This is a genomic window from Sphingopyxis indica (assembly GCF_032879645.1).
In the GTDB taxonomy this organism is placed as follows: Bacteria; Pseudomonadota; Alphaproteobacteria; order Sphingomonadales; family Sphingomonadaceae; genus Sphingopyxis; species Sphingopyxis indica.
Genome location: NZ_CP076394.1, coordinates 2,314,897 through 2,339,779, shown reverse-complemented (window position 1 = coordinate 2,339,779; position 24,883 = coordinate 2,314,897). Strand labels below are relative to the sequence as shown.

Here is a 24,883-nt window from a genome sequence, read left to right as displayed (position 1 = left end):
CGATGCAGTGGACCTCGGCCCTTGCCATCTATCTGCTCATGTGGGTGTTCAGCGCCTTCTTCGTGCTCCCCTTCCACGGCCGCCGCGCGGGCGACGAGGACGAGGTTTTCGTGAAGGGACAGGAGCCCGGCGCGCCGGTGCGCATTCGCCCGCTGCGGATCATGGTTCAGATGACGGTGGTGACCGCCGCGATCTTTCTGCTCTTCTACCTCGCCTATCTGCAGGGCTGGGTCGACCCCGACGTGATCGCGGGGCGGGCGTAGCGGCGGCTTTGGGGTGGGGTTGTCATTCGCCCACTCTCCTTCGTCATCCCGGACTTGATCCGGGATCCATAGCAGCGCCGAAGTCGTGGACCCCGGATCAAGTCCGGGGTGACGATGATTGGTAAGTAGGAACCGGTCGTTAGCCGACGTCCGGCGCATCACCCCCGCAGGCGGTCGATCGCCTGCGCCAGTGCGACGTAGAGCTTGCCGATGTCGGAGGAGAGCAGCGTGACGCTGATCGCCGAGCCGTCGCGCGCGCCGATGAGCAGACGGAGCATCGCTTCGAAGTCGTGGATGAACTGGTTGACCGCGGCGTGGAAACCGTCGTCGTTCTGATAGAGGCGCAGGATTTCCCTGGCCTCGCTCGTTTCAACGAGCTTGACCGCGCGGCGCGCGAAGACGCCGCGGTCGCCCTTCAGATAGGCGTCCCATGCGGTATCGCTGACCTCGGCCGACAGGATTTTGGTGACGTCGATCGCGGTCGATTTGAGCGCCTCGGTGAGCAGACCGACCTGCTTGGCAAGATTGTCGCGATCGGACGCGGCGATCGCCTGTTCGGCCTCGAGCGTGCGCTGCTCGACGCTCGCGCTGGTGTCCATGATCGTCATCATCTGGCGCATCAGCCGTTCGGCGGCGCCGTTCGCCGCCTCGACCGCGCGCTGCGACGCGGCTTCGATCTCGGCGAGCTGCTTCATCACCTCGCTCTTGAAGGCGGCGTCGATCGTTTCGCTCGCGGTCGCCTCCATCGTCGCGCGCGCGCCGGCGATCAGCGCGTCGAGCGTCTGCCGCGCCTCGGCCGCTGCGGTTTCGGCGGTCGCGCGCACCTCGTCGAGCGTCGCGGCCATGCGCGCGCCGCCCTGTTCGGCAAATTCGTCGGCGCCGCTGCGCAGCTTTGCGAGCGCGGCGTCGGCGTCGGCGAGCGCGGCGGCGATGCGCGCGGTCAGCGCTTCCTGCCGTTCGCCGAGCGCGGCGATATGTTCTTCATTGCGCGGCAGCGTCGCGCGGACCGCGTTGACGTGCGACAGCGTCGACTGCGCAACCAGTTCTGACGCCTCGAGCATCGGCTTCATCTCGGCGAGCGCGCCCTGCGTCGTCCTGCCATGCGCGGTCATGCGATCGAGCGCATTCGGCAGCGTCTCGTCGAGTTCGCGCGTTACCGCATCGAGCGCGAGGAGCAGCGATTCGGCGTGGCCGATCAGCTCGTGCGCCGCGCCATTGCCCTTGGTGACGTCGGCGAGGAAGGCGGCAAGCTGCGCCTTGGTGTCGTCGATCGCGCGCCCGATGACGCCGGTGCTCGCCGAGACGCTGACATCGAGCAATTCCAGATGCTCGCGCACGCGAACCGCTTCTTCGCCGATCCGGCTGGTGAGGGCTTCGCCCGCCTCGCCATAACGGTCGAGGTCGGCGCCGATCATCTCGCCTGCGGCGCGCGCCGCGGCGATGCGCGCGTCGAGTTCGCTCGCGGCGGCTTCGACGCCTTCGCGGAACTGCTGCCAGTTCGCATCCATCCGCGCCGACAGCGCTTCGACGGTCGCCGCGAGTTCTTCGCGGATCGAACCCGCCGCATTGGTGATCTGCGCCAGCGTCGTGCCGTGCGCGCCGGTGATCGCGGCCGAGGCGGCGAGCAATTCGCTTTCGGCTTCCTTGCCGCTGGTGCGCAGCGTGCCGATCGCATCGTCGAGGCTCGCGGCCGATTCCTGCCCGGTCTGCGCGGCCTTTGCCGCCTCCTCCGACAGCGCGGCGAGCTTCGCTTCGAGATTGGCGCCCTGCTGGTGCGCGACGAGACCCGCCTCGCGGAAATTGACCGCGAGGCGCTGCGCGACGTCGTCGATCCGCGGCAGGCCGGCGAGCAGGCCGTCCATGCGCTGCATCGCGACATCGCCCGAGCGCGCGAGCTGGTCGTGTGCATTGGCGATGACCGACGCATTGCTCGCCAGCTTGTCGCTGCTTTCGTGCAGCCGCGCGACCGTATCGAGCCCCAATTGCTGGACGAGCGCCGCCTGTTCGGACAATTGTTTCTGCGCATCGGCAAGATGCTGACCGAGCGCGCGCATGGTATCGCCAAGCGCGATATTTTCCGCGCGCAATGCCGCCGCCACCCTCGCGAAGCGTGCCTGTTCCGAGCGTCCCGACCGCAGCCAGGCCATCCACAGCAGCGTAAGCAGCGCGAGCGGCATCGCGATCGTCGCGATCAGTGCGGGCCAGGCGGCGAGGGCAGGCGCCGCAGTGAACCCGTGCGTCGCCACCCACAGGGCAAAGCCGGTCCAGCCGGCGGCGAGCAGCGAAAGGCCAACGCCGACCATGCGGTCGCGCGTGGCGGGCGGGGGCGCGGAATCCGCCGCCGCTTCGTCCTCATCGGTCAGGGCGGACATGTCGAGCCAGTCGCGCTCCGCCGGTGCTTCGACTTCGGCAGCCGGCACCGTTTCCGTGGCGGCGGGTTCGACCGCCGCCGCTTCGTTCGCATCCTGATTTGTCGCGGAATCGCGCCACAAACCGACGATCTTCTTCTGCCCCGTCATGGCGCCATATTAGCATCAAATGTCGTCCATGAAACGGAAACTTAACCATGCGATGACAGGGCTGTGGAATGTCGTTCGATAGCGGCCCCCTCGACCGGTATCTTTCGGCCGCGGTCGGAGGCGACCCGGCGGCGGCGCTCGACCTGCGCCAGACCTTTGCAAGCGGCGCGCGCGAACTCGCCGACCTGCTGCGCCGCTCGCGTTGCGACGCCAACTGGAATATGGCGGCTTTGCGCCTTAAAAGCCTTGCCGGAACCTTCGGCATCGTGCCGCTGATCGAACTCGCCGAAGAGGCGATGGCGGGGGTGCCGGGCGATCCCGACGTGCTGCGCCGGATCAACGCTGCGATCGACGTGCTCGCCTGATCTTCCGGTCCGGCGCCCTGGCGGCCGAACGCCTCGCGTCGACGAACCGGGTTCAAACCCCGTTCAGCCGTTTGTCGGCATAGCGAATCGACCGCGCCCGTCTTGCCTTGGCAACGCGGGCAGTCTAGCCGCGTTACCAAACGCCGGCCGCTTGAAGTTTCCCCCCCTTTACGGTCGATTTCTAAGGAGAGATTCGCATGTTTCACCGTTTCCGCTCGATGCCCGCAACGGCGATGGCCGCCGTGCTGGGCTGCGCGCTGATGACGACCGCGGCGGCGCCCGCCGCCGCCCGCGAAAAGCAGAAGAAGGAAGAGGCCGCCGAGGGCCCGCAGGCTTCGCCGAGCAAAGGCTTTTTGCCGGCCGTTCAGAAGATGGACGAATCGCTGAAGAAGCAGGATGCCGCCGCGCTGCAGGCCGCGATCGCAGAGGGGCAGGGAACGGCGACCACCGACGATGACAAATATTTCCTCGGCTTTTTCACGCTTCAGCTCGGCATCCTGAACAAGGATCAGGCCCTTCAGGAGAAGGGGCTCGATATGGCGCTCGATTCGGGCAAGGTGCAGCCCGCCAACGCCGCGACCTTCAACTTCTTCTCGGGCCAGTTCGCCTATCAGAAGAAGGATTATGCCAAGGCTATCCAGCGCCTCGAGGCGGCGAAGGCCGCCGGGTCGACCGAGTCCAATCTGCCGGCGATGCTCCTCGAAAGCTATGTGAACGGCGGGCAGACCGACAAGGGCATCGCCTTTGCCAAGGCAGAGATCGACCGCATGATGGCCGCGGGCCAGACGCCCCCCGACTGGATGTTCGTCAACCCCATCAACGCGCTGCAGAAGGCCAATCGCACCAACGAGGCGTTCGACCTGCTCGCGCTTCGGGCGCAGGCCTATCCGGACCCCCAGGTGTGGAATCAGGCGCTTCGCCTCGTGCTCGGCCAGGCGGGCGCCAACAAGCAGCTTTCGCTCGATGTGTTTCGCCTGATGCGCGCGACCGACGCGCTGCGGAATCGCGCCGAATTTGCCGAATATGCGCAGTTGGCGACCGAAGCCGCGCTGCCGGGTGAGGCGGTTGCGGTGATCGACGCCGGACAGAAGGCGGGGGTCGTCTCGGCGACCGATTCGCAGCTTTCGGAGATGAAGAAGGCGCAGGCCGAACGCGCGGGCGACGAGGAATCGACGATCGGCGCCTATGCCAAGAAGCCTTCGACGCTTTCGAACCCGAAGGTCGCCGGCGCGACCGGCGATGCGCTGTTCGGCTATGGCCGCTACGCCGAAGCGATTCCGCTCTATCAGGCGGCGGTCAATGCGGGCGCCGACAAGGATATGTGGACCTATCGCCTCGCCGCGGCGCAGGCGATGGCGGGCGATACGGCGGCGGCAAAGACGGGCTTCGGCCAGGTCGGCGGCGCCTATGCGCTGGCCGCCAAATTCTGGCTCGCGAAGCTCAATCCGGCGCCCGCCGGTGCCGCGCCCGCGGCGCAACCCGCGGCGGCGAACTGATCGTCCCGGCTTCTCGCAAAATGGAAGGGGCGCCGTGCATCATGCCGGCGCCCCTTTCGATTCGGTGCCGGCGATTCGGTGCCGGGATCAGATGTCTACCGGAATTCCCGCGAGCTGTTTCGCGGTCCGGATGGTCAGCGAGGTCTTGACGCTCGTGACGTTCGGCGCCGAGGTCAGATGCGCGGTCAGGAAGGACTGGAAGCTCTGCAGATCGCGCGCCACGACCTTCAGCAGAAAGTCGATTTCGCCGTTGAGCATATAGCATTCGCGCACTTCGGCGAGGCCGCCGACATAATCTTCGAACGCCTTCAGGTCGGCTTCGGCCTGGCTGCGCAGGCTGACCATCGCAAAAACGGTGATGCCATAGCCGAGCTTCGCCGCATCGAGATCGGCGTGATAGGACCGGATGACGCCCGATTCCTCGAGCGCGCGCACGCGGCGCAGGCACGGCGGCGCGGTGAGCCCGACCATCTGCGCCAGCTCGACATTGGTGATCCGTCCGTTTTTTTGTAGTTCACCTAGAATTTGCAGGTCGATCTGATCGAATTTCTGGCTCGCCATTTTGTAACTTCCGCTTTCCACGAATAGCGCGACCATAATATTATTTCAGGCGATTGCAATTGTCCCACAATGCGACGCGATGGTTAAGACGCTTTCCAGTTTGCCGGATTCGAGCTAGCCGCTAATCAAATGCTAACCAACAAAGACGGGTGTGGGGCCGGTTGCGGGTGACTGCTGACACGATGATCTCGACCATCCTGCGCCACGCGCCCGCCGACGGCCGCGCGAGTATCGCGGTTTGGCGCCAGCTTTCCGATATCCTCGCCCAGCGCGGCGATCGGCTGGACGACGCCGATGTCCGCCGCGCCTTCCATATGCTCGCCGCGCTTCGTTCGCGGGTTCCCGAGCCGATTCGCCGCGATTGCGCCCGCGCCGTTGCGCGGCATTGCCGTTTTGCGCCGCTTGCAGCCTTTTACGCCAATGACGTGCCGAGCGTCGCGGCGGCGTTGCTGCGCGATGTCCGCCTGTCCGATGCAGCCTGGCTCGCGCTGCTCCCGGCGACCGGCGCGGTCGCGCGGTCGATTCTGGCCGGGCGCGACGATCTGCCCGCAGGGACCCGGCGCGCCCTCGCGACCCTGGGAAGCGGCTCGGTGGCCTTGCCCGAGCCGCCTGCGGCCGCAACAACGCGGCCGGAGCCCGCCGTCGCCGGCCATGCGCCGGCGGCCGGCCCCGGCGGCGCAGGCGCCGACGAGCCGGAAGCCGGGCGCGAGCCGAGCCAGATCAGCGAGCTTGTTCGGCGGATTGGCAAATTTCAGTCGTCGCGCGCCCGGTCCAGCGCCTCGACCGGCGAGAGCGCGAGCGAAGGCTTCAGCTTCGAAACCGGCCCCGACGGGGTCGTCCAGTGGGTCGAGGGCATCGTGCGCGGCGCGCTCATCGGCCTGTCGATCGCCGAAGCGCCGATCGGCGGCGAACCCGGCGTCGACGGCGTCGCGGCGGGCGCCTTTCGCCAGCGCGCCGAAATCATCAACGCGCGGATGATGCTTGAAGGACGGCCGAGCGAAGCCGGTGAGTGGCGCTTTTCGGCGCTGCCCTGGTTCGACCGCGCGACCGGCCAGTTCCGCGGCTATCGCGGCACCGCGCGGCGTCCGCTGCGCAGCGAAATCCCCTATGGGCGGCGCGTCGCGGAGGATTCGGGCGATTCGATCCGCCAGCTGATCCACGAGCTGCGCAGCCCGCTCAACGCGATCTCGGGCTTTGCGCAGATCATATCGGGACAGATGTTCGGCCCGGTCAGCCAGTCCTATCGCGCGATGGCAGAGACGATCGTATCCGACGCGGCGGCGATTCAGCAGATCATCGACGATCTCGACGTCGCGACGCGCACCGAAGCCGAGCCCGCCGAGGACGCCCCGGCGATGGTCGCCGATCTCGGCGCGATCGTGGCGGAGGTCGAAAGCGACCTCGCGAGCCTCCTCGACGACCAGCGCGTCGACCTGACGGTTACGCGGGTCGGGGGGCCTTTTCTGGCGAAGGCGAGCGATGCCGACGCGCGGCGGATGATCGGGCGCCTGATCACCGCCCTCGTCGATATTTGCGATCCCGGCACGACGATGGCCGGACAGCTCGTGATCGAAGACGCGCATGACGACATGCTGCAGCTGCGGCTCGTCCGACCCGCGGCGATCCGCTTCGCAAGCACCGCCGAACTGCTCGACCCGGGCTTCAGTCCCGAGGGCGAAGCCCCCGGCGCGGCGGTGCTGAGCCTCGGCTTCTCGTTGCGGCTGGTCGACAGCCTCGCGCGCGGCTCGGGGGGACGGCTCCATATCGGGCATAACGCCTTGACCTTGCACCTCCGCTCGGCCAACCCCGGGATCGACGCCGACCGGGAGGTCCGGCAGGGCGACTGAACGGGAGCCATTCGTGGCAGAGGGGAGCGGCTTGCAGGCGGGGGGCAATTTGTTCGACCGTCCCGCATCGGCGGACGTGATCCGTCTGGCCGATGGAGAGCGTCCGCGCTTTTGGGTAACGATCGACACCGAAGAGGATTTCGACTGGTCGAAGCCCTTCGCGCGCGACGGCTATCGCCTCGATTCGGTGCCTGCGCTCGCCGATTGCCAGGCCTGGTTCGAGCGCGCCGGCGTCGCGCCCATCTATCTGGTCGACTGGCCGATCGTCGCCGACGAGCGCGCGCGCGCAATTCTGGGCGACGCGCAGGCGGGCGGGCGCTGCGACATCGGGGCACAGCTCCATCCGTGGGTGACGCCGCCGCACGACGAGCCGGTGAACGAGCGCAACAGCTATACCGGCAATCTGCCGCCCGATCTGCAGCGCGCCAAGATGCGCGCGCTGCGTGACGCGATCCGCGATGCGTTCGGCGTCGCTCCCGCCGTCTATCGGGCGGGGCGCTATGGTCTCGGCCCCGAAACCGCGGCGATGCTGACCGAACTCGGCTTTCGCTGCGATACCTCGGTGCGGTCGGGGTTCGACTATCGCGCCGGGCACGGCCCCGATTATCGCGAGGCGCCGCTGCACCCCTGGCGCGTGCGCACCGAGGCGGGCGATCTGCTCGAAGTGCCGGTGACGACGCTGTTCGGCGGTCTGCTGGGAAGCAGGGGGCAGGGCCTTTATCACTGCGTCGCGCGCGAGGGAACGCATGCGCGGGCGCTGCTCGCGCGACTCGGGCTCGTCGAGCGGATCGCGCTGACCCCCGAAGGCATTCCCGCGGCGCGCGCCTGCCGGGCGATCGACATCGCGGTCGAACAGCGACTGCCGTTGCTTACCTTTTCCTTCCACTCGCCCTCGCTCCAGCCGGGCAACACGCCCTATGTCCGCTCCGACGCCGATTTGGAGCAATTCTATCGCTGGTGGGATGTCGTGCTGAGCCATCTTGCGCGCCGCGGTGTCGAGCCGACGCGCGCCGACGCGGTCGTCGCGATGGCCGCCGATTGATCGACTCTCTTGCCAATCGGGCGCGCGCTCCGCTATCGCCCGCGAAACCCTTCGGGGCCTGTAGCTCAATGGTTAGAGCTGGCCGCTCATAACGGCTAGGTTGCGGGTTCGAGTCCTGCCGGGCCCACCATTTCCCTTGCCAGCATCGCCGTTAGTTGGTCCAAAGACCCTTCCACCAAAAAAGGAGAGGGGACGATGGCGAAAGGGCGCACGATCTTGCTGGGAGGGATCGCGATCCTTGCCGTGGCGGCCGGAGTGGTCGCGGTGCGGACCGCGACTTTCGAACCCAGGGACATCGCCGACGGCAAGGATGTGACGCTCGCGCCCGCGCCGCCCTTCGACCTGAACGCGGCGGTTCAGCATCTGAGCGCCGCGGCGCAGATTCCGACGATCTCGCACCAGGACCCCGCCGACAACCAGATCGCCGAGTGGGACCGGCTGCACAGCTGGCTCGCCGCGACCTATCCCGCCGCGCACAAGGCGATGACGCGGACCATCCTGCCCAACCGCACGCTGATCTATCATTGGCCGGGGAGCGACGCATCGCTCGCGCCGATCATCGTCATGGCGCATCAGGACGTCGTGCCGGTGACCGAAGGCACCGAGGGCGACTGGAAATATCCGCCCTTTTCGGGCGCGATTGCCGAGAATGCCGTGTGGGGCCGCGGGACGGTCGACGACAAGGGATCGCTGATCGGGCTGTTCGAGGCGATCGAGGCGCTCGCGGGTGCGGGTTTCCAGCCGAAGCGCGGCATCTATCTCGTTTCGGGGCATGACGAGGAGGCCGGCGGATCGGGCGCCGTCTCCGCCGCGCAAAAGCTGAAGGCCGACGGGGTCGAGGCGATCTTCACCATCGACGAGGGCAGCGTCGTGCTGACCGACACGCCGGTGATCGACGGGCCGGCGATCATGATCGGGATCGGCGAAAAAGGCTATGGCACGCTGAAGGTCACCGCGAACGCGCCGGGCGGCCACAGCTCGATGCCGCCCGCCCAGACCGGCGTGACGACGCTCGCCAAGGCGGTACTCGCGATCGCCGACCATCCGTTCCCGCTCGAAGTGCGCGGCCCCGGCGCGTCGATGCTCGAGGCGCTGGCGGCGAAGAAGGGCGGGACGACCAGGATGGCGGTCGCGAACCGCTGGCTGTTCGCGCCGCTGCTCAGGCGGCAGATCGCGGCATCGGCTTCGACCGCCGCCGCCTTTCACACCACGATCGCGCCGACGATGCTGCAGGGTAGCCCCAAGGAGAATGTTCTGCCGCAGTCGGCGAACGCGCTCATCAACTATCGCATCGCGCCGTGGAACAGCTCGGCCGACGTGATGGCGCGCGCGAAGGAGGCGGTCGGCGACCTCGACGTCGATCTGTCGTGGGTCAAGCCGCCGCGCGAGCCGTCGCGCATTTCGTCGACCAACTCGCAGGGCTGGAAATGGATCGTCGCCGCAGCGCGCGCCGACGCGCCCGACGCGGTGCTGACCCCGACGCTCGTCGTCGCCGGCACCGACAGCCGCAGCATGGAGCCGGTGTCGAAGGACGTCTATCGCTTCATGCCGATGCACGTCTCGCTGAAGGAGGCCGCGATGATCCACGGCACGAACGAACATATGGCGGTCGACAGCTTCAAGCGGATGATCGATTTCTACGCGCGGCTGATCGCCACCGCGACGGGTTGACGTTCGGGATAGACTTCGCGCGCCATCCTGTTAAGGCGCGCGTCGTGTCGGGGAGTAGCGCAGCCCGGTAGCGCGCCTGCTTTGGGAGCAGGATGTCGCAGGTTCGAATCCTGTCTCCCCGACCAATTACCCTCTCCCGGCATCGACGCTCGGGTGCCGGAAGCCCCCGGTAATGTCGCCGCGCCACCTCGGGATTTGTCCCGATGTCGGTTTCTCCCGTTTGCGGCGAGGATGGGCCGTGCTCGTGGCGAGCAAGGCGGGCCTGGGGAGCGACATGGCAGAGATCGAACGGATACCCGCGCGGCCCAAGGATCTGGGCGAACTGCGCACGGTGATGGCGGCGGACCGGACGCTGATGGCGTGGATCCGCACCGCGCTGTCGATGTTCAGCTTTGGCTTCACCATCTACAAGGTGCTCGAGTCGATGGCCGACGCGGGGACGATCCAGAACAGTCAGAGCCCGCAAACGGTGGGACTGGTTCTCGCGGCGATGGGCGTCGGGTCGATCCTGCTCGGGACGATCGGTTATTGGCTGACGCTCCGCGATCTCGAGCAGGCAGGCAAATTCCGGCTCGGCCGCCCGGTGCTGCTGATGGCGGCCTTCATGTCGGTCATCGGCGTGCTGCTGTTCGCGGGCATCGCGACGCGCGCGATCTGATCACGCCGGGTCAATAGGCCTGCGAACGCTTCGCCTTCAGCGCCGCGAGTTCGGCCCGGTCGACATAGCCGTCGCCGTTGCTGTCGGCGCAGTCGAAGACCGGAGCCGGGGCGGCGCCCAGCTCTTCGCGGCGCCGTGCAAGCGGTTCGCGGCGCCGCTCCCGCGCAGCTGTGGCCCGGCTGCGACGGGCCGAAGGAACATCGCGCGGTGCGGCCCGTTGGTCTGACAGGTGGCGCTGCGAACCCCCTCGCAGCGTCATCCCCATCCCAAGCAGGAGAAGGAACCATGGCTGACACCCTCGAAAGAACCGAAACGCACCGCCTGATCGCCTCCGACAAGGTCGAGGGCACTGCGGTGTACAATCCCCAAAACGAAAAGCTCGGCACGATCACCAGCGTTATGATCGAAAAGCGCTCCGGAAAGAGCGAATATGCCGTGCTCGAATTCGGCGGCCTGTTCGGCCTGGGCAGCGATCATTATCCCATTCCGTGGGAAATGCTGACCTATGATACCGACAAGGGCGGCTACGTCGTCAATCTGACGAAGGAGCAGGTCGAAGGTGCGCCGCGTTACGCTCGCGAGGAAGCGCCCGAATATACCGATGATTATGGCCGGACCATCTATGGCTATTACGGCCTGAGCTATCCGATGCTCTGACGATGGCCGGGCGCGACGAAGAGCCCGCGAACGCGCCGGTCTGTTCGGCGCGCGATGCGCGCGGCGGCGAGATCATCCTGAGATCGCGCCTACGCCGCCTGATCTTTCTGGGCGGGTTGGTCGCCTTTGCGATCGTCGCCTTGATCGCCGCGCTGCTGGCGCCGGGCTGACTTGTCCCGCGGCAAAGAAAAAGGCGGCCTTCCGCGAAGGAAGACCGCCTCTTTTCGGTTCGGTCATTGCCCCGAAGGGCTGTGACTTACTTCGTTTCTTCGGCCGGAGCGGCAGCGGCGTCAGCCGGAGCAGCAGCAGCGTCGGCAGCCGGCGCAGCAGCGTCGGTCGCAGCGGCGTCAGCGGCGGTCGCAGCAGCTTCCGCACCTTCGGCAGCGGCGTCAGCGCCGGCAGCGGCAGCGTCGGCACCGGCTTCCATGGTCGCGTCAGCGGCCGGAGCTTCGGTGGTGGTGGCTTCGTCAGCAGCCTTCTCGCCGCAAGCGGCGAGGGCGAACATGCTGGCGGCAACGGCGATAGCAGCAAACTTCTTCATGATGTGTGGGCTCCCTAAAATGCCTTTCCGCGCTAGGGCAAATTTCCCGTTGCGCGAGCGGCGGGATTTAGACGTTCCGCGTGAATCGTCAACAAAAATAATTGAGATGGAACGGCCGCGCGGAAATCGGCCATTCGCCGTCAAGGCCTATGGCAGCTCGCTGTCGCTGCTGTTCGCGAGAATCGCCAGAGTTGCCGCCCAGACCGTCACATTCTGCCGCAATTGCGCCGGATCGACCTTGTCGAGCGTGTCGTCGGGCGTGTGATGAACGTCGAAATAACGTGTCCCATCCTGACCCAGATCGACCGCAGGCGTGCCGGCTTCGACCAGCGCCCCGACGTCCGCGCCGCCATGCGCTTCGTCATGGCCCGTGACGACGCCGAAGGGGGCCACGGCGGCGCTGACGCGCTTCTCAAGATCGGCGGCGCTTTCGGGAAGTTTGAATTGGACGCGCCATACGCGGTCGGCACCGAAATCCGATTCGAGCGCCACGGCATGTTTTTCCTTGCCGTGCGCGTCGAAATAGGCCTTGCCGCCGAACACCCCAACCTCCTCGGCGCCCGCCCACAGAATGCGGATCGTGCGGCGCGGCTGGCCGGCGCTCATCACATGCCTGGCGGCCGCGGCGACGATGCCGCAGCCTGCAGCGTCGTCGATCGCCCCCGTGCCGAGGTCCCAGCTGTCGAGGTGGCAGGCGACGATCACGGGGCTGGCGTCCGCGTCGCGGCCCGGCACTTCGGCGATGACGTTGCCCGACGTCCGTTCACCGATGGCCTCGGGCGTGAGGAGCAGCTTCAGCTTGAGCGGCCCCTTTGTGCCGCCGGCCCTGATCCGCTGCCACTGGCGGACGAGCTGGTCGGCGTCGGGGTTCGAGATCGCACCCGCCGGGATCGGCGTCACGCCGTCCTCGAAATTGGTCACGCCCGCGTGCGGGTTGCGATGATCGTCGGTGCCGATCGAGCGGATAACGATCGCCGCGGCGCCCTTCTTCGCCGCGACGTTCGGCCCGACGAAACGCCCGCGGCCATAGAGTCCATAGCCACTGCCGTCCTGCGTCGGTTCCATCTGATTGTCGATGAAGACGATCTTGCCCTTCACCGCGCTGTCGGGCGCCGCCGCGAGCGCGTCAAAGCCGGAAAAATAGGCAACTTCGCTTTCGAGGCCCGCGGGCGACGTCGCGCCACTGTTGCCGAGCGCGGTGATCGTCAGGCTTTGCGGCACGAAGGGCGCGGTAAGCCACGCCTTTTCTTCGCCGCGCTGCCACACCGGCATCTGATAGGGTTCCTCGCGCACATTGGCGAAGCCCATCGCCTTGAGCTTTGCGACCGCCCATTTGCGCGCCGCCGCCTCGCGATCGCTGCCCGCCGGGCGCGGGCCGATTTCGGTGGTCAGCCCTTCGGTGATCTCCCACGCCGGGTCGTCGCCCTGTTGCGCCAGCTCGGCGGCGGTCGGCGCCTGCAAGGCGAAGACGCTGGACGTGGAGAGGATGGCGGCGGCGAGTCCGGCGACGCGGACGGGTGCGGGGATATTTTTCATGCGCGCCGTCCTAGCGGCCAGCCCGCGCGCGGAGCAAGCGCCGATTGCCAAGCGCGCGCCCATTCGCTAACCGGCGCTCGATCTAAATCTCTCCCCGCCGCCGCCCGGATCGAGGGCGCGGCCTATCCAGATTTCGGAGCAGTTCGATGGCCGCCCAATATAGTTTCGTGATGAAGGGTCTGTCGAAGACCTATCCCGGCGCGCAAAAGCCGGTGCTCAACAATATCAACCTGCAATTCTATCCCGACGCGAAGATCGGCATCGTCGGCCCGAACGGCACGGGTAAATCGACGCTGATGAAGATCATGGCGGGTATCGACAAGGATTTCACGGGTGAGGCGTGGCCGGGTGAAGGGATCAGCGTCGGCTATCTGCCGCAGGAGCCCGAGCTCGATCCGACCAAGACGGTGAAGGAAAATGTCATGGACGGCGTCCGCGGCGTCGCCGACATGATGGACCGTTTCAACGCGATCAGCGCGTTGATGGCCGATCCGCCCGAGGACGCCGATTTCGACGCGCTGATGGCCGAAATGGGCGAGCTGCAGGAAAAGATCGACGCGGTCGACGGCTGGACGCTCGACAACCAGCTCGAAATCGCGATGGAAGCGCTGCGCTGCCCGCCGGGCGACTGGAGCGTCGAAAATCTGTCGGGCGGTGAAAAGCGCCGCATCGCGCTCACCCGCCTGCTGCTCGAAAAGCCGTCGATCCTGCTGCTCGACGAGCCGACCAACCATCTCGACGCCGAAAGCGTCGCGTGGCTCGAAAAGCACCTGGTCGACTATCCGGGCAACGTCATCCTCGTCACCCACGACCGTTATTTCCTCGACAATGTCGTGAACTGGATCCTCGAACTCGATCGCAGCCGCTACTTTGTCTATGAGGGCAATTATTCGACCTATCTCGACAAGAAGGGCAAGCGGCTCGAGCAGGAGGCGCGCGAGGACGCCGGCCGCCAGAAGGCGATCAAGGACGAACTCGAGTGGATCCGGCAGTCGCCAAAGGCGCGCCAGGCCAAGTCGAAGGCGCGCATCAAGAGCTTCGATCAGCTCGTCGAAGCGCAGGAAAGCCGCGCCCCCGGCAAGGCGCAGATCGTCATCCAGGTTCCCGAGCGCCTCGGCGGCAAGGTGATCGAGGTCGAAAATCTGTCGAAGGCCTATGGCGACAAGCTGCTCTTCGAGGATCTGTCCTTCACGCTGCCGCCGGGCGGCATCGTCGGGGTGATCGGCCCCAACGGCGCGGGCAAATCGACGCTGTTCCGCCTGCTTACCGGACAGGAACAGCCCGACGAGGGTTCGATCACGCTCGGCGACACGGTGCGCCTCGGCTATGTCGACCAGAGCCGCGACGCGCTCGACCCCAACAAGAATGTCTGGGAAGAAATCTCGGGCGGGCACGACATGATGACCGTCGGCAAGCACGAGATGCAGACGCGCGCCTATGTCGGCGCGTTCAACTTCAAGGGCACCGATCAGCAGAAGAAGGTCGGGATGCTGTCGGGCGGCGAGCGCAACCGCGTCCATATGGCGAAGATGTTGAAAGCCGGCGGTAACGTGCTGCTGCTCGACGAGCCGACCAACGACCTCGACACCGAAACCCTCGCGGCGCTCGAGGAAGCGCTCGAAAATTTCGCCGGCTGCGCGGTGGTCATCAGCCACGACCGCTTCTTCCTCGACCGCCTTGCGACGCACATCCTGGCCTTTGAGGGCGACAGCCATGTCGAATGGTTCGAGGGCAATTTCGAAGCCTATGAAGAGGACAAGATCCGCCGCCTCGGTGACGAGGCGACGCGTCCGCATCGCACTTCGTACAAGAAGCTGACGCGATAAGCCGATGAGCGAAGGGGAGGGCACGCCGCCGTCGTCGGACGCGATCCGCATGGACGTGGACGCGCTCAACGCATTCATGGCGGAGGCTTTCCCCAATTCGGCGCCGGGATCGCGCGGCCGCGTGATCTCGGCCGAGCCGGGGCGGATCGTCGCACGGCAGGAGCCGGCCGAGACGATGCTGCGCCCCGGCGGGCTCATTTCGGGGCCGACCCAGATGGCGCTCGCCGACATGGCGGCCTATGCGCTCGTCCTCGCGCATATCGGCCCCGTCGCGATGGCGGTGACGAGCGCGCTCAACTATCAGTTCCTGCGCCCGTGCCTGCCGAAACCGCTCAACGCCGAAGCGACGCTGCTCCGGCTCGGCAAGCGGCTCGCCGTGATGGACGTGCGGCTCTACACCGAAGAGGCGAGCCGGCCCGTGGGGCAGGCGAGCGTGACCTACGCGATTCCGTGACCCGCGCGGCGCGGTCGATATATCGGGCCTCAGCCAGCGTCCCCGACTAAATCGGTGTTTACCCCGATAGGCCGGCAAAGGCCTTTCGATAGGCTTCTCCTCGACTCATGCGCAACGAGGAGATCTGCGATGCCCAACGGAAAACCCAATATTCTCGTCATCTGGGGTGACGACATCGGCATGTGGAATGTGGGTGCCTACACGCATGGAATGATGGGCCGCACGCCCCACATCGACAGCATCGCCAAGGACGGTATGATCTTTACCGATCATTATGGGCAGCCCAGTTGCACCGCTGGCCGCGCCGCCTTTATCATGGGACAACTGCCCATTCGCACAGGCATGACCACGATCGGCCAGCCGGGATCGAAACTCGGCATTCAGAAGGAAGACCCTACCCTCGCCGAAGTGCTGAAGAACGAAGGCTACGCCACCGCCCAGTTCGGAAAGAATCACCTGGGCGACCGCAATGAGTTCTTCCCGACCGTCCATGGATTCGACGAATGGTTCGGCAACCTGTATCACCTCAACGCGGAGGAGCAGCCCGAGGAACTGGATTATCCGGGACAGAAAAATCCGGAATACACAAAAACCTATGGCCCCCGGGGGACATTCCACGCCTGGGCTACCGACGAGGATGATCCAACCGAGGACGGGGTCTTCGGCAAGCGTGGCAAGCAGAAGATTGAGAACACCGGTATGCTTACCCGCAAGCGTATGGAGACGTTCGACGCCGAGGTGACTGAAAAGACGCTCGACTGGCTCGACCGCGTGGGCAAGGGCGATAAGCCGTGGTTCTGCTGGTTCAACACCACTGCAATCCACATCTACTCCCACCCGACGAAGGAATATATTCAGAAGGCGGTGGACGAGGGCCGTGCAGAGGAAGATGTCGTCCGCGCCAAGATGATCGAGCATGACGAGCAGGTCGGGCAACTGCTCGCGAAGCTGAAGGAGATGGGCGTCGAGGACGATACGATCGTTATCTATTCGACCGACAATGGCAACGAGTTGATGCTGTGGCCAGACGGTGGCTATGCACCGTTCCGTGGCGAGAAAGGCACGACTTGGGAAGGCGGCGTGCGCGTCCCCTGCTTGATCAAATGGCCGGGCAAGATCCCCGCTGGTAGTTCTTCGAATGCGCTCCAAAGCCACGAAGACCTGTACGTGACACTGGCCGCAGCGGCTGGCGTCCCGGACCTGAAGGACAAGCTGCTCAAGGGCCACAAGATGAATGGGGTCACCTACAAGGTTCATCTCGATGGCTATAATCAGCTCGATCACTGGACCGGCAAGACGGATAAATCGGCACGCCAGCACTATTTCTACTACGACGAGACCGACCTGATGGCGGTGCGCGTCGGATCGTGGAAGATGCACATCGGCGTCAAAAAGGAAGGGAGCTGGTGGAACGAGAAAGTCTATCCCAGCGTGCCCTATCTCTTCAACTTGCTGATGGATCCGATGGAGAAGATCGATCCAGAGAGCCATGAATGGGGCTATGCGGGGCGCAAATTCTTCGCGGCCAAGATGTGGGCACCGACCGCCGGCGCGCCGATCATCAAAGATCACCTAGAGAGCCTGAAGGCTTTCCCGCCCCGGCAAGCGGCGGACACGCTGAGCGTCCATGTCGCTCTTGAGAAAGCGATGGCGTTGCTGTCGAATCCTGGTGGCAGCAGCAACTGACGATCTTCCAGAGGCGTCTCGGGAAAGGGCGTGCGCTGCGGCGTGCGCCCTTTCTCGTTGCGGCGTCAGGGAACCGCGACCGCGGGCGGCTTGCCCTTTTGCGGCATCATCCGCCGCGCGAGGCCGTGATAGAGGCGGGTCGGGCAGATCTGCGCGCTCGTCCAGTCGGCGATCAGCGCGGTCGCGAACAGCGGCAGGATGACGCCGCGCGCCGCGGTCGCCTCGATCAGAATGATCACCGCGGTCAGCGGCGCGCGCACGACGCCGACGAAATAGGCGACCATTCCCATCATCACGACCGCGCCGACCGGGCTTTCGGGGAAGATCGGCGTCAGCAGATTGCCGAAACCCGCGCCCACGGCGAGCGACGGCGCGAAGATACCGCCCGGCGCGCCGCTCAGCGTCGAAGCGAGCGCCGCGGCGAATTTCGCGGGGAAGAACCACAGCTTGCCGTGGTTGCCTTCGACGAGGAACTTGGTGACGTCATAGCCCGTGCCCCATGTCGCGCCCTTCGTCGCGACGCCGACCAGCGCGACGACGAGTCCGCAACCGGCGGCGAAGAGGATCGGGCGCTTGGCGACGCGGCGCGCCCAGTCGGCGGTCCTGTCGCTCGCCGCAAGGACGATACGCGCGAACAGCCCGCCGGCGAGCCCGCCGCCCAATCCGGCGACTGGCGCGATCAGCAAGGTGTCGCCGACCCCCAGCGTGTCGCGCATCACGCCGAAATAGATATAGTCGCCCGCGACCGCGAGGCTGACGAGGCCCGAGATCATCACCGCGCCCATCGTCAGCACCGCGACGCGCTGTTCATAGGCCGAGGCGAGTTCCTCGATCGCGAAGGCGATCCCGGCGAGCGGCGTGTTGAACGCCGCCGCGACCCCCGCGGCGCCGCCCGCGATATAGACGCCCGCGGTGATGCGGACTTTCAGCAAACGGTGCATCGCGATCATGATCGCGGCGCTGACCTGCACCGTCGGCCCCTCGCGCCCGACCGATCCGCCGACCGCGAGCGTCGACAAGGTCAGCCCCAGCTTCGCGAAGGCGGTGCGCAGCGAGACGAGCGGGCCGTTCGCTTCAAGCTCCGGGCGGCGCCCGGCGGCGATGATCTGCGGAATGCCCGACCCGCGCGATTCGGGCGAAAAGCGGTTCGCCGCCCAGACGACGAAGGCGAAGCCCGCCGGGGTGACGAGGATGGGCAGCCACCACGCCCGATGCGAAATATGGAAGATCAGCTTCTGCGCCTCGTCCCCCGCCTTCGCAAAGGCGAGCGCGACGAAGCCGAGGAGCAGGGCGCCGCCGACCATCGCGGCGCGGCGCCAGATGTCCACGACCTCGCTGCGCGCCCGGCGCTGCGCGCGCAGCTGCCACAGGCGCACCCAGCGCGGCAGATTTGGCTTGGTCGGCATGGGCGTCCCTGTGGACTGAGCGTCCGCCGAGCACAACCCCTGCAACTCGATTCGTTCGGTTGAGTTGCAAAATCGTCGTGTAGAGAGCGATTCCTAGCGCAGCCTTTTGACGCGCAGCGGTCCGCCTTCGGCGCGCTCGGTCACGAAATTGGGGATGTCGGCGATCATGTCGGACAGGCGCGTATAGCCATAGTTGCGCACGTCGAAGCTCGACCGGTTGCCCGCGATCTGCCCGACCTCGCCGAGCAAGGCGAAGCCATTGTCGTCGCGCTTTGCGGTTTTCCATGCATTGCCGAGCAGTTCGATCACGTCGGGGTCGATCGCTTTCTTGGCCGCCGGTTTCTTGTCGGTCCCGCTTTGCTCGCGGCCCGCATCGACGAGCGCGTCGACGTCGATAAAGCGCGTGCAGGCACCCTGAAACCCCTCGGGCGTCTTTGCGCTGCCGAAACCATAGACGGGAATGCCGTCCTGCCGCACGCGCATCGCGAGCGGCATGAAATCGCTGTCGCTCGACATGATGCCGAGCCCGTCGAGCCGCCCGCGATAGAGGAGGTCCATCGCGTCGATCGTCAGCTTCATGTCGGTGGCGTTCTTGCCTTTCGTCAGGTCGAACTGTTGCTGCGGCTCGATCCCGAAGCGGTGGAGCTGGTCGACCCAGCCCTTGAGCGCGGGCTTGCGCCAATTGCCATAGGCGCGGCGGATGTTGACCGTGCCGAGCTCGGCGAGCGCGGTGAGCACCGGGTCGAGCCCCGCGGGGCGCGCATTGTCGGCGTCGATCAGCAGCGCGACATTGCCGTCAGCCATGGGCGATCTCCTTCGGTTCGGGGGCGGCGAGGCTGACCGCGACGATCGCGAGCATCGCCGCGGCGAATCCGGGAACCAGCTCATAGAGCGTGGCGCTGAGTCCCGCCTGTATCCAGACGATGACGACCAGTGCGCCGGCGACCATTCCGACGAGCGCGCCGCCCAGCGTCATGCGCGGCCACATCAGCGAGAGCAGGATGACCGGCCCGAACGCCGCACCGAATCCGGCCCAGGCGTTCGAGACGAGGCCGAGGACGCTGCCGTTCGGATTCTGCGCGAGAATCATCGCGACCGCGGCGACCGCGACCACCGACAGGCGCCCGACGGTGACGATCTCGCGCTCGCCCGCGTCGCGGCGCACGAACAGGCGATAGAAGTCCTCGGTCAGCGACGATCCGGTGACGAGCAGCTGCGCCGAAATCGTGCTCATGATCGCGGCGAGGATCGCCGAGAGCAGGAAACCGAGCGCGAGCGGATGCAGCAGCACCTGTCCGAGCAGGATGAACACCGTCTCGGGATCGTCGATCGGCGTCGCGTGCGCGGTGAACCACGCGCGCCCGACCAGCCCGACCGCGATCGCGCCGGTCAGCGAGATCAGCATCCAGGCAAGGCCGATGAAGCGCGCAGTAGGAATGTCGCGAACCGAGCGGATCGCCATGAAGCGCACGATGATGTGCGGCTGCCCGAAATAGCCGAGTCCCCATGCGGCTGCGGATATGACGCCAAGCAGGCTCGTTCCGCCGAACAGGCTGAGCATCGCCGGGTCGATGTCGCGAAGGACGTCGGCTGCGCTCGCGCCTTCGTTGAAATTGCCGAGCGCGACGAGCGGCAAGGCGACGAGCGCGATCATCATGATCGTGCCCTGCACGAAATCGGTCAGGCTGACCGCAAGGAAGCCGCCGAGCACGACATAGGCGACGACCACCGACGCGGTGACCCAGAGGCCGGTCTGATAGGAGAGGCCGAACGCCGATTCGAACAGCTTGCCGCCCGCGACGAGGCCGGAGGCGCTGTAAACCGCGAAAAAGACGACGATGACCAGACTGGCGACGATGCGCAGGATATGGCTCTGATCGGCGAAGCGATTGCCGAGAAATTCGGGGATGGTCAGCGCGCCGAGGCGCTCGGTCTGTTCGCGCAGCCGCGGCGCGACGAGCACCCAGTTCGCCCACGCGCCAAAGAAGAGCCCGATGCCGATCCAGCTTTCGGCGAGCCCCGAGACATAGATGGCGCCGGGAAGCCCGAGCATCAGCCATCCCGACATGTCCGAAGCCCCGGCCGCGAGCGCGGTGACCGCGGGGCCGAGGCTGCGCCCGCTCAAGAGATATTCGCTGCTATCCGAGGTCGATTTGCGCCAGGCATAGAGCCCGATGCCGAGCATCAGCGCGAAATAGGCGCCGATGGCGAAGAGGGTCGCATTGTTCATCTGGGCAGGGTGTAGCGCCTTTGGCCGCGAAAGAAAGGGGAGGCCGTTCAAGCCGGCGCGAACGTTCCGCTTTCCTCGTCGAGCAGATGCAGGATGCCGTCGCTGATCGCGAAAAAGGCGCCGCGCAGCTTCAGCGTGCCGCGCTTCTCGCGCTCCTGAATGCACGGGAAGGTGCGCAGATTGGCCAGGCTGACCTTGACCCCCGCCATTTCCATCGCACGGCCCGCGTCGCGATTGTCGATGTCGGTGTGGCTCGCGCGAACGGCGGCGCTCGCTTCGTCGAGCAGCGCGATCCAGTCGGCGATGAAGCCGCCGCGTCCCGGCTCGGCGCCCTCCATCGTCCGGTGCAGCGCGGCATGGCAGCCGCCGCACAGCCCGTGCCCCATCACGACGATTTCCTCGACGTTGAGGAACTGCACCGCGAATTCGAGCGCCGCGGAGACGCCATGGCGCCCCGGGCTGGTCTCGAACGGCGGGACAAGCGCCGCGACGTTGCGGACGACGAATATCTCGCCCGGACTGGTATCGAAAATCTGCGCGGGTTCGGACCGGCTGTCCGAACAGGCGATGATCATCACCTTGGGCGACTGGCCTTCGGCGAGTTCCTCCCAACGTGCGCGCTGCTGCTCCCAGTCCGTCGCGCGAAAGCGGCGATAGCCCTCAATCAGTTCTGCAAAGCGAGTCATGCGCGCGCCTTAGCACAAGATCGACGGTTGAGAAGAGGCGCGCGCGCGCCTATGTGAGCGCGATGAACGCACCCGTCCAACCGCTTTCGCAGCCCTCGCAGCGCGCCCGCAAACCCGACTGGATTCGCGTCAAGGCGCCGACCAGCCCCGGCTATGCCGAGACGCGCAAGCTGATGCGCGATTTGAACCTCAATACGGTGTGCGAGGAAGCGGCGTGTCCGAATATCGGCGAATGCTGGACCAAGAAGCACGCCACGGTGATGATCCTTGGCGACACCTGCACGCGCGCCTGCGCCTTCTGCAACGTCAAGACCGGGATGCCGCGCGCGGTCGACCCGCTCGAGCCCGAGCATGTCGCGGTCGCGGCGGCGAAGATGGGGCTGACGCATATCGTCATCACCTCGGTCGATCGCGACGACCTGCCCGACGGCGGTGCGCGTCAGTTCGTGCGCGTGATCGAGGCGCTGCGCCGCGAAACGCCGCAGACGACGATCGAAATTCTGACCCCCGATTTCCGCAACAAGCCCGAGGATGCGGTCGCGTCGATCGTCGATGCGCGGCCCGACGTCTATAATCACAATCTCGAAACCGTGCCGCGGCTCTATCCGACGATCCGCCCCGGCGCGCGCTATTACGCCTCGCTGCGCCTGCTCGAACAGGTCAAGCGCCGCGATCCGTCGATCTTCACCAAGTCGGGGATCATGCTCGGCCTCGGCGAAGAGCGGATGGAAGTGCATCAGGTGATGGACGACATGCGCAGCGCCGACATCGATTTCATGACGATGGGCCAATATCTCCAGCCGACGCCGAAGCACACCAAGGTGATCGACTTCGTGACCCCGCAGGCCTTCGACGCCTATGCGCAGATCGCGCGCGCGAAGGGCTTCCTTCAGGTCGCTTCGTCGCCGCTGACGCGCTCGAGCTATCACGCCGGCGACGATTTCGAGCGGATGCGCGCGGCGCGCGAGGCGAAGCTCGCGCGTGCGGCCGCCGACTGAGCCTTGCCCCGCCACCACGAAACGCGCGAGCTGCCGTACAGCGCCGAGCAGATGTTCGCGCTCGTCACCGACATCGCGCACTATCCCGATTTTCTGCCGTGGGTCGTCGCGCTGCGCGTCAAAAGCGACAGCGAGACCGAGTCGGTCGCCGACATGATCGTGGGGTTCAAGGGGCTGCGCGAGAGCTTTTCGTGCCGCGTCGAGAAGCGGCGGCCGTCGCATGTCGATGTTCACTATCTCGAAGGCCCGATGCGCCATCTCGAAAATGAATGGCATTTCACACCGCTTGACGACGGGGGTAGCCGGGTCGACTTCATGGTCGATTTCTCGTTCCGCAACCGCCTGTTCGAAGCGCTCGCCGGACAGATGTTCGACAAGGCGCTGCGCCGCATGATCGCAGCCTTCGAAGAACGCGCTGCGGCGCTTTACGGCGCTCCCGCATAAAATAACCGTCGCCCCCGCGAAGGCGGAGGCCGCAGGCGGGCTGGAGCGCGATCGACTTTGAGCGAAACCTTGCAAAGGTTCGCGGGAGCGCACGCTTCAGCGAAAGATGATGGTCATTATCCCTTTTGCATCCGTAATCCTCGTCATTGCGAGCGAAGCGAAGCAATCCAGAGTGTGCGTAAAACGCTCTGGATTGCTTCGCTTCGCTCGCAATGACGAAACATGCTTTAGCGAAAGGCGACGATATTCCTACGCCGGCAGCTCGACGTCCTCGGACGGTCTGAGCGAATCCTTCTCGGGCTGAAGCAGTTCGAGCGCGAACAATGTCGCGGCATGGCGGATCGCGGCGCGGTCGGTCGACTGGAACTGGATGCGCTGGGTGAAATAATCGTCGGGGTCCTGCCCGCGCAGCGCGCGTGCGAAGACGACGAGCCCGACCGGCTTCTTCTCCGACCCGCCGCCCGGCCCGGCGATGCCGGTGATCGCCACCGCGACGTCGGCGTCGCTCTTGGTCAGCGCGCCCGCTGCCATCGCCCAGGCGGTTGCGAGCGCGACTTCGCCGAAGGTGTCGAGGATTTCGGTGCTCACCTCGAGCTGCGACTGTTTGGCGGCACGCGAATAGGTGATGAAGCCCGCCGAAAAGACATCGCTGCTGCCGGCTATGTCGGTCAGCGCGGCGCACACCATGCCGCCGGTGCAGCTTTCGGCGATCGCGACGCGGCGCCCCGCGGCGCGGTTGGCGTCGAGGGCGGCCGTGGCGGCGGCTTCACGCGCGGCAAGGCGCGATTCGAGGTCGGGCTGCAAACTCATGTCTCCGGAAGTTGTAACGTGGCGACGGCCTGTGCGGCGATCCCTTCCCGGCGCCCGGTAAAGCCCAGCCGCTCTGTGGTGGTCGCCTTCACACTAATGCGCGTTGGCGAAATCGCAAGAATTTCGGCGATGCGCGCGCGCATATTGTCCCGAAAAGGGCCGATTTTCGGTGCTTCGGCGATGATCGTCAGGTCAAGATGCCCGATCCGTCCGCCTGCTGCTGTCACACGCTGACCGGCGAATTCGAGGAAACGCCATGACGCCGCGCCGCGCCATTCGGGATCGCTGGGCGGAAAATGCGCGCCGATGTCGCCGTCGCCGAGCGCGCCGAGGATCGCGTCGGTCAGCGCGTGGAGCGCGACGTCGGCATCGCTATGGCCTTCAAGCCCATGACTATGCGCGATTTCCACGCCGCCGAGCCAGAGCGGCTTGTCCGCGACGAGGCGGTGGACATCATACCCCATTCCGACCGCAGTTCGCATCATCGCCTTCGTCTCCAGCAGCCCCGACAGGATCGCCATATCGTCGGGATAGGTCAGTTTATGGAGTCGCGCCTCACCCTCGACCGCGACGACCGGCACGCCGAGCCGCCGGACGAGTTGCGCATCGTCGGTCGCCGCGCCGTCGCCGGCGCCGCCATGTGCGCGCCGCAATGTGCCGAGCCGGAACGCCTGCGGCGTCTGGACGCGCGCGAGCGCAGAGCGATCGACGACCTCGCCGGCCTCGCCGCCGCGCTGCGCAACCAGCGTGTCGGGAACGGGCAGGGTGGGGATCGCGGCTGCGGCGCCTTGATCGAGCGCTGCGAGCAGGCGGTCGATCACCGCCGCCGGCACCCCCGGCCGCGCGGCATCGTGAACCAGCACAAGCGCATCGTCGTCCCAATCGCCAAGGACTGCCAGCGCGTTCGCCACCGATTGCTGGCGTTCGGCGCCGGGACGTGCGGAAATCCAGCCTTCCGGTAGCGCGGCGATCGACGCCATGACGTCGTCGCCCGCGACGAGCACCCCGCCCGAAATCGCGGGATGCGCGGCAAAAGTGTCGAGGCTCCATTGCAGCACCGGCTTGCCGCCGAGCAGCGCGAGCTGCTTGGGCTGGCCCAGCCCGGCACGCGCGCCGACGCCGCCCGCGAGCAGGATGGCGGCGACGCGCCGAACGGGCGAGGGAGCGGAGTCGGTCATATCCCGCGC

25 protein-coding genes and 2 tRNA genes are annotated in these 24,883 nt (G+C 66.3%); 16 read left to right on the top strand and 11 right to left on the bottom strand.

Going from position 1 to position 24,883, the window contains the following annotated elements; translation table 11 throughout:
* The first annotated feature begins 2 nt into the window (after nt 1–2).
* The gene (locus KNJ79_RS11140; protein WP_317151111.1) at nt 3–263 is read left to right on the top strand and encodes a DUF1467 family protein; all 261 of its coding nucleotides are present in this window, start codon (nt 3–5) and stop codon (nt 261–263) included.
* Nucleotides 264–421: 158 nt separating this feature from the next.
* Here the strand turns inward: KNJ79_RS11140 and KNJ79_RS11135 are convergent, their stop codons facing one another.
* A complete protein-coding gene (locus KNJ79_RS11135; protein WP_317151110.1) occupies nt 422–2,782 on the bottom strand; it encodes a hypothetical protein in 2,361 nt (786 codons plus the stop codon).
* A 68-nt stretch (nt 2,783–2,850) separates the two neighbouring features.
* Between KNJ79_RS11135 and KNJ79_RS11130 the strand changes: the two genes are divergently transcribed.
* Together KNJ79_RS11130 and KNJ79_RS11125 are read left to right on the top strand one after the other, a co-directional pair.
* Nucleotides 2,851–3,147 carry an Hpt domain-containing protein gene (locus KNJ79_RS11130; protein WP_089214624.1) on the top strand — a complete coding sequence of 99 codons (297 nt, stop codon included), beginning with the start codon at nt 2,851–2,853 and terminating at the stop codon, nt 3,145–3,147.
* 197 nt (nt 3,148–3,344) lie between these two features.
* The gene (locus KNJ79_RS11125) at nt 3,345–4,643 is read left to right on the top strand and encodes a tetratricopeptide repeat protein (RefSeq protein ID WP_317151109.1); all 1,299 of its coding nucleotides are present in this window, start codon (nt 3,345–3,347) and stop codon (nt 4,641–4,643) included.
* Between the two features lie 87 nt (nt 4,644–4,730).
* Here the strand turns inward: KNJ79_RS11125 and KNJ79_RS11120 are convergent, their stop codons facing one another.
* Nucleotides 4,731–5,204 carry an Lrp/AsnC family transcriptional regulator gene (locus KNJ79_RS11120; RefSeq protein WP_089214799.1) on the bottom strand — a complete coding sequence of 158 codons (474 nt, stop codon included), beginning with the start codon at nt 5,202–5,204 and terminating at the stop codon, nt 4,731–4,733.
* 182 nt (nt 5,205–5,386) lie between these two features.
* Between KNJ79_RS11120 and KNJ79_RS11115 the strand changes: the two genes are divergently transcribed.
* The 6 genes from KNJ79_RS11115 to KNJ79_RS11090 all read left to right on the top strand — a co-directional run bounded on the left by KNJ79_RS11115 (nt 5,387) and on the right by KNJ79_RS11090 (nt 10,422).
* Complete coding sequence (locus KNJ79_RS11115) at nt 5,387–7,051, top strand: sensor histidine kinase (protein ID WP_317151108.1); 1,665 nt, start codon at nt 5,387–5,389, stop codon at nt 7,049–7,051.
* Between the two features lie 13 nt (nt 7,052–7,064).
* Entirely contained in the window at nt 7,065–8,093 is a 1,029-nt protein-coding gene (locus KNJ79_RS11110) for a polysaccharide deacetylase family protein (protein WP_317151107.1), read from the top strand.
* Nucleotides 8,094–8,147: 54 nt separating this feature from the next.
* Nucleotides 8,148–8,223 (top strand) — tRNA-Ile (locus KNJ79_RS11105).
* 65 nt (nt 8,224–8,288) lie between these two features.
* The gene (locus tag KNJ79_RS11100; RefSeq protein ID WP_317151106.1) at nt 8,289–9,764 is read left to right on the top strand and encodes a M20 family peptidase; all 1,476 of its coding nucleotides are present in this window, start codon (nt 8,289–8,291) and stop codon (nt 9,762–9,764) included.
* 48 nt (nt 9,765–9,812) lie between these two features.
* Nucleotides 9,813–9,889, top strand: a tRNA-Pro gene (locus tag KNJ79_RS11095).
* Nucleotides 9,890–10,002: 113 nt separating this feature from the next.
* On the top strand, nt 10,003–10,422 hold the full coding sequence (locus tag KNJ79_RS11090) for a YidH family protein (RefSeq protein WP_317151105.1): 420 nt from the start codon (nt 10,003–10,005) through the stop codon (nt 10,420–10,422).
* Nucleotides 10,423–10,432: 10 nt separating this feature from the next.
* Here KNJ79_RS11090 and KNJ79_RS11085 read toward each other — a convergent pair whose 3' ends face one another.
* Nucleotides 10,433–10,681, bottom strand: coding sequence for an EF-hand domain-containing protein (locus KNJ79_RS11085; protein WP_317151104.1), 249 nt, complete (start codon nt 10,679–10,681; stop codon nt 10,433–10,435).
* Nucleotides 10,682–10,707: 26 nt separating this feature from the next.
* Here KNJ79_RS11085 and KNJ79_RS11080 point away from each other — a divergent pair, with 26 nt between their 5' ends.
* Nucleotides 10,708–11,079, top strand: coding sequence for a PRC-barrel domain-containing protein (locus KNJ79_RS11080; RefSeq protein WP_089214617.1), 372 nt, complete (start codon nt 10,708–10,710; stop codon nt 11,077–11,079).
* A gap of 2 nt (nt 11,080–11,081) precedes the next feature.
* The gene (locus KNJ79_RS11075; RefSeq protein WP_141133904.1) at nt 11,082–11,249 is read left to right on the top strand and encodes a peptide ABC transporter permease; all 168 of its coding nucleotides are present in this window, start codon (nt 11,082–11,084) and stop codon (nt 11,247–11,249) included.
* Nucleotides 11,250–11,335: 86 nt separating this feature from the next.
* Here KNJ79_RS11075 and KNJ79_RS11070 read toward each other — a convergent pair whose 3' ends face one another.
* Nucleotides 11,336–11,764 carry a hypothetical protein gene (locus KNJ79_RS11070; RefSeq protein WP_317151103.1) on the bottom strand — a complete coding sequence of 143 codons (429 nt, stop codon included), beginning with the start codon at nt 11,762–11,764 and terminating at the stop codon, nt 11,336–11,338.
* A 3-nt stretch (nt 11,765–11,767) separates the two neighbouring features.
* A complete protein-coding gene (locus tag KNJ79_RS11065; protein ID WP_317151102.1) occupies nt 11,768–13,156 on the bottom strand; it encodes a M28 family peptidase in 1,389 nt (462 codons plus the stop codon).
* A gap of 146 nt (nt 13,157–13,302) precedes the next feature.
* Here KNJ79_RS11065 and ettA point away from each other — a divergent pair, with 146 nt between their 5' ends.
* The 3 genes from ettA (at nt 13,303) to KNJ79_RS11050 (ending at nt 17,122) form a co-directional block, all read left to right on the top strand.
* Nucleotides 13,303–14,982, top strand: a complete 1,680-nt coding sequence (gene ettA, locus KNJ79_RS11060) for an energy-dependent translational throttle protein EttA (protein WP_089214614.1) — start codon at nt 13,303–13,305, stop codon at nt 14,980–14,982.
* A gap of 4 nt (nt 14,983–14,986) precedes the next feature.
* Nucleotides 14,987–15,436: a PaaI family thioesterase gene (locus KNJ79_RS11055; RefSeq protein WP_089214613.1), complete on the top strand. Its 450-nt coding sequence runs from the start codon at nt 14,987–14,989 to the stop codon at nt 15,434–15,436.
* Between the two features lie 129 nt (nt 15,437–15,565).
* A complete protein-coding gene (locus KNJ79_RS11050; RefSeq protein WP_317151101.1) occupies nt 15,566–17,122 on the top strand; it encodes an arylsulfatase in 1,557 nt (518 codons plus the stop codon).
* Between the two features lie 65 nt (nt 17,123–17,187).
* Here KNJ79_RS11050 and KNJ79_RS11045 read toward each other — a convergent pair whose 3' ends face one another.
* From KNJ79_RS11045 to KNJ79_RS11030, 4 genes are all read right to left on the bottom strand, one after another.
* Complete coding sequence (locus KNJ79_RS11045; RefSeq protein WP_317151100.1) at nt 17,188–18,528, bottom strand: chloride channel protein; 1,341 nt, start codon at nt 18,526–18,528, stop codon at nt 17,188–17,190.
* Between the two features lie 93 nt (nt 18,529–18,621).
* Nucleotides 18,622–19,332 carry an NYN domain-containing protein gene (locus tag KNJ79_RS11040; protein ID WP_317151099.1) on the bottom strand — a complete coding sequence of 237 codons (711 nt, stop codon included), beginning with the start codon at nt 19,330–19,332 and terminating at the stop codon, nt 18,622–18,624.
* Entirely contained in the window at nt 19,325–20,758 is a 1,434-nt protein-coding gene (gene putP, locus KNJ79_RS11035) for a sodium/proline symporter PutP (protein WP_317151098.1), read from the bottom strand. Before putP ends, KNJ79_RS11040 begins: the two co-directional genes overlap by 8 nt.
* Before the next feature lie 47 nt (nt 20,759–20,805).
* Complete coding sequence (locus tag KNJ79_RS11030) at nt 20,806–21,444, bottom strand: carbonic anhydrase (protein ID WP_089214608.1); 639 nt, start codon at nt 21,442–21,444, stop codon at nt 20,806–20,808.
* Nucleotides 21,445–21,506: 62 nt separating this feature from the next.
* On the opposite strand from KNJ79_RS11030, the gene lipA reads away from it, so the two are divergent.
* On the top strand, nt 21,507–22,442 hold the full coding sequence (gene lipA, locus KNJ79_RS11025; protein WP_089214607.1) for a lipoyl synthase: 936 nt from the start codon (nt 21,507–21,509) through the stop codon (nt 22,440–22,442).
* A gap of 3 nt (nt 22,443–22,445) precedes the next feature.
* Complete coding sequence (locus KNJ79_RS11020; RefSeq protein ID WP_317151097.1) at nt 22,446–22,886, top strand: type II toxin-antitoxin system RatA family toxin; 441 nt, start codon at nt 22,446–22,448, stop codon at nt 22,884–22,886.
* A 249-nt stretch (nt 22,887–23,135) separates the two neighbouring features.
* On the opposite strand, the gene KNJ79_RS11015 is transcribed toward KNJ79_RS11020, so the two are convergent.
* Complete coding sequence (locus tag KNJ79_RS11015) at nt 23,136–23,696, bottom strand: CinA family protein (RefSeq protein WP_089214605.1); 561 nt, start codon at nt 23,694–23,696, stop codon at nt 23,136–23,138.
* Nucleotides 23,693–24,874 (bottom strand): bifunctional 2-C-methyl-D-erythritol 4-phosphate cytidylyltransferase/2-C-methyl-D-erythritol 2,4-cyclodiphosphate synthase, encoded by a 1,182-nt coding sequence (locus KNJ79_RS11010; protein WP_317151096.1) that lies wholly within the window; start codon nt 24,872–24,874, stop codon nt 23,693–23,695. The genes KNJ79_RS11015 and KNJ79_RS11010 overlap by 4 nt, the downstream gene beginning before the upstream one ends.
* Between the last annotated feature and the right edge of the window lie 9 nt (nt 24,875–24,883).

Bases quoted from the DNA above. Each gene is read 5' to 3' on its own strand.
- KNJ79_RS11140 (WP_317151111.1), top strand. From the start codon at position 3: ATGCAGTGGACCTCGGCCCTTGCCATCTATCTGCTCATGTGGGTGTTC.
- KNJ79_RS11135 (WP_317151110.1), bottom strand. From the start codon at position 2,782: ATGACGGGGCAGAAGAAGATCGTCGGTTTGTGGCGCGATTCCGCGACA.
- KNJ79_RS11130 (WP_089214624.1), top strand. From the start codon at position 2,851: ATGTCGTTCGATAGCGGCCCCCTCGACCGGTATCTTTCGGCCGCGGTC.
- KNJ79_RS11125 (WP_317151109.1), top strand. From the start codon at position 3,345: ATGTTTCACCGTTTCCGCTCGATGCCCGCAACGGCGATGGCCGCCGTG.
- KNJ79_RS11120 (WP_089214799.1), bottom strand. From the start codon at position 5,204: ATGGCGAGCCAGAAATTCGATCAGATCGACCTGCAAATTCTAGGTGAA.
- KNJ79_RS11115 (WP_317151108.1), top strand. From the start codon at position 5,387: ATGATCTCGACCATCCTGCGCCACGCGCCCGCCGACGGCCGCGCGAGT.
- KNJ79_RS11100 (WP_317151106.1), top strand. From the start codon at position 8,289: ATGGCGAAAGGGCGCACGATCTTGCTGGGAGGGATCGCGATCCTTGCC.
- KNJ79_RS11085 (WP_317151104.1), bottom strand. From the start codon at position 10,681: ATGACGCTGCGAGGGGGTTCGCAGCGCCACCTGTCAGACCAACGGGCC.
- KNJ79_RS11080 (WP_089214617.1), top strand. From the start codon at position 10,708: ATGGCTGACACCCTCGAAAGAACCGAAACGCACCGCCTGATCGCCTCC.
- KNJ79_RS11075 (WP_141133904.1), top strand. From the start codon at position 11,082: ATGGCCGGGCGCGACGAAGAGCCCGCGAACGCGCCGGTCTGTTCGGCG.
- KNJ79_RS11065 (WP_317151102.1), bottom strand. From the start codon at position 13,156: ATGAAAAATATCCCCGCACCCGTCCGCGTCGCCGGACTCGCCGCCGCC.
- ettA (WP_089214614.1), top strand. From the start codon at position 13,303: ATGGCCGCCCAATATAGTTTCGTGATGAAGGGTCTGTCGAAGACCTAT.
- KNJ79_RS11055 (WP_089214613.1), top strand. From the start codon at position 14,987: ATGAGCGAAGGGGAGGGCACGCCGCCGTCGTCGGACGCGATCCGCATG.
- KNJ79_RS11050 (WP_317151101.1), top strand. From the start codon at position 15,566: ATGCCCAACGGAAAACCCAATATTCTCGTCATCTGGGGTGACGACATC.
- KNJ79_RS11045 (WP_317151100.1), bottom strand. From the start codon at position 18,528: ATGCCGACCAAGCCAAATCTGCCGCGCTGGGTGCGCCTGTGGCAGCTG.
- KNJ79_RS11040 (WP_317151099.1), bottom strand. From the start codon at position 19,332: ATGGCTGACGGCAATGTCGCGCTGCTGATCGACGCCGACAATGCGCGC.
- putP (WP_317151098.1), bottom strand. From the start codon at position 20,758: ATGAACAATGCGACCCTCTTCGCCATCGGCGCCTATTTCGCGCTGATG.
- KNJ79_RS11030 (WP_089214608.1), bottom strand. From the start codon at position 21,444: ATGACTCGCTTTGCAGAACTGATTGAGGGCTATCGCCGCTTTCGCGCG.
- lipA (WP_089214607.1), top strand. From the start codon at position 21,507: ATGAACGCACCCGTCCAACCGCTTTCGCAGCCCTCGCAGCGCGCCCGC.
- KNJ79_RS11015 (WP_089214605.1), bottom strand. From the start codon at position 23,696: ATGAGTTTGCAGCCCGACCTCGAATCGCGCCTTGCCGCGCGTGAAGCC.
- KNJ79_RS11010 (WP_317151096.1), bottom strand. From the start codon at position 24,874: ATGACCGACTCCGCTCCCTCGCCCGTTCGGCGCGTCGCCGCCATCCTG.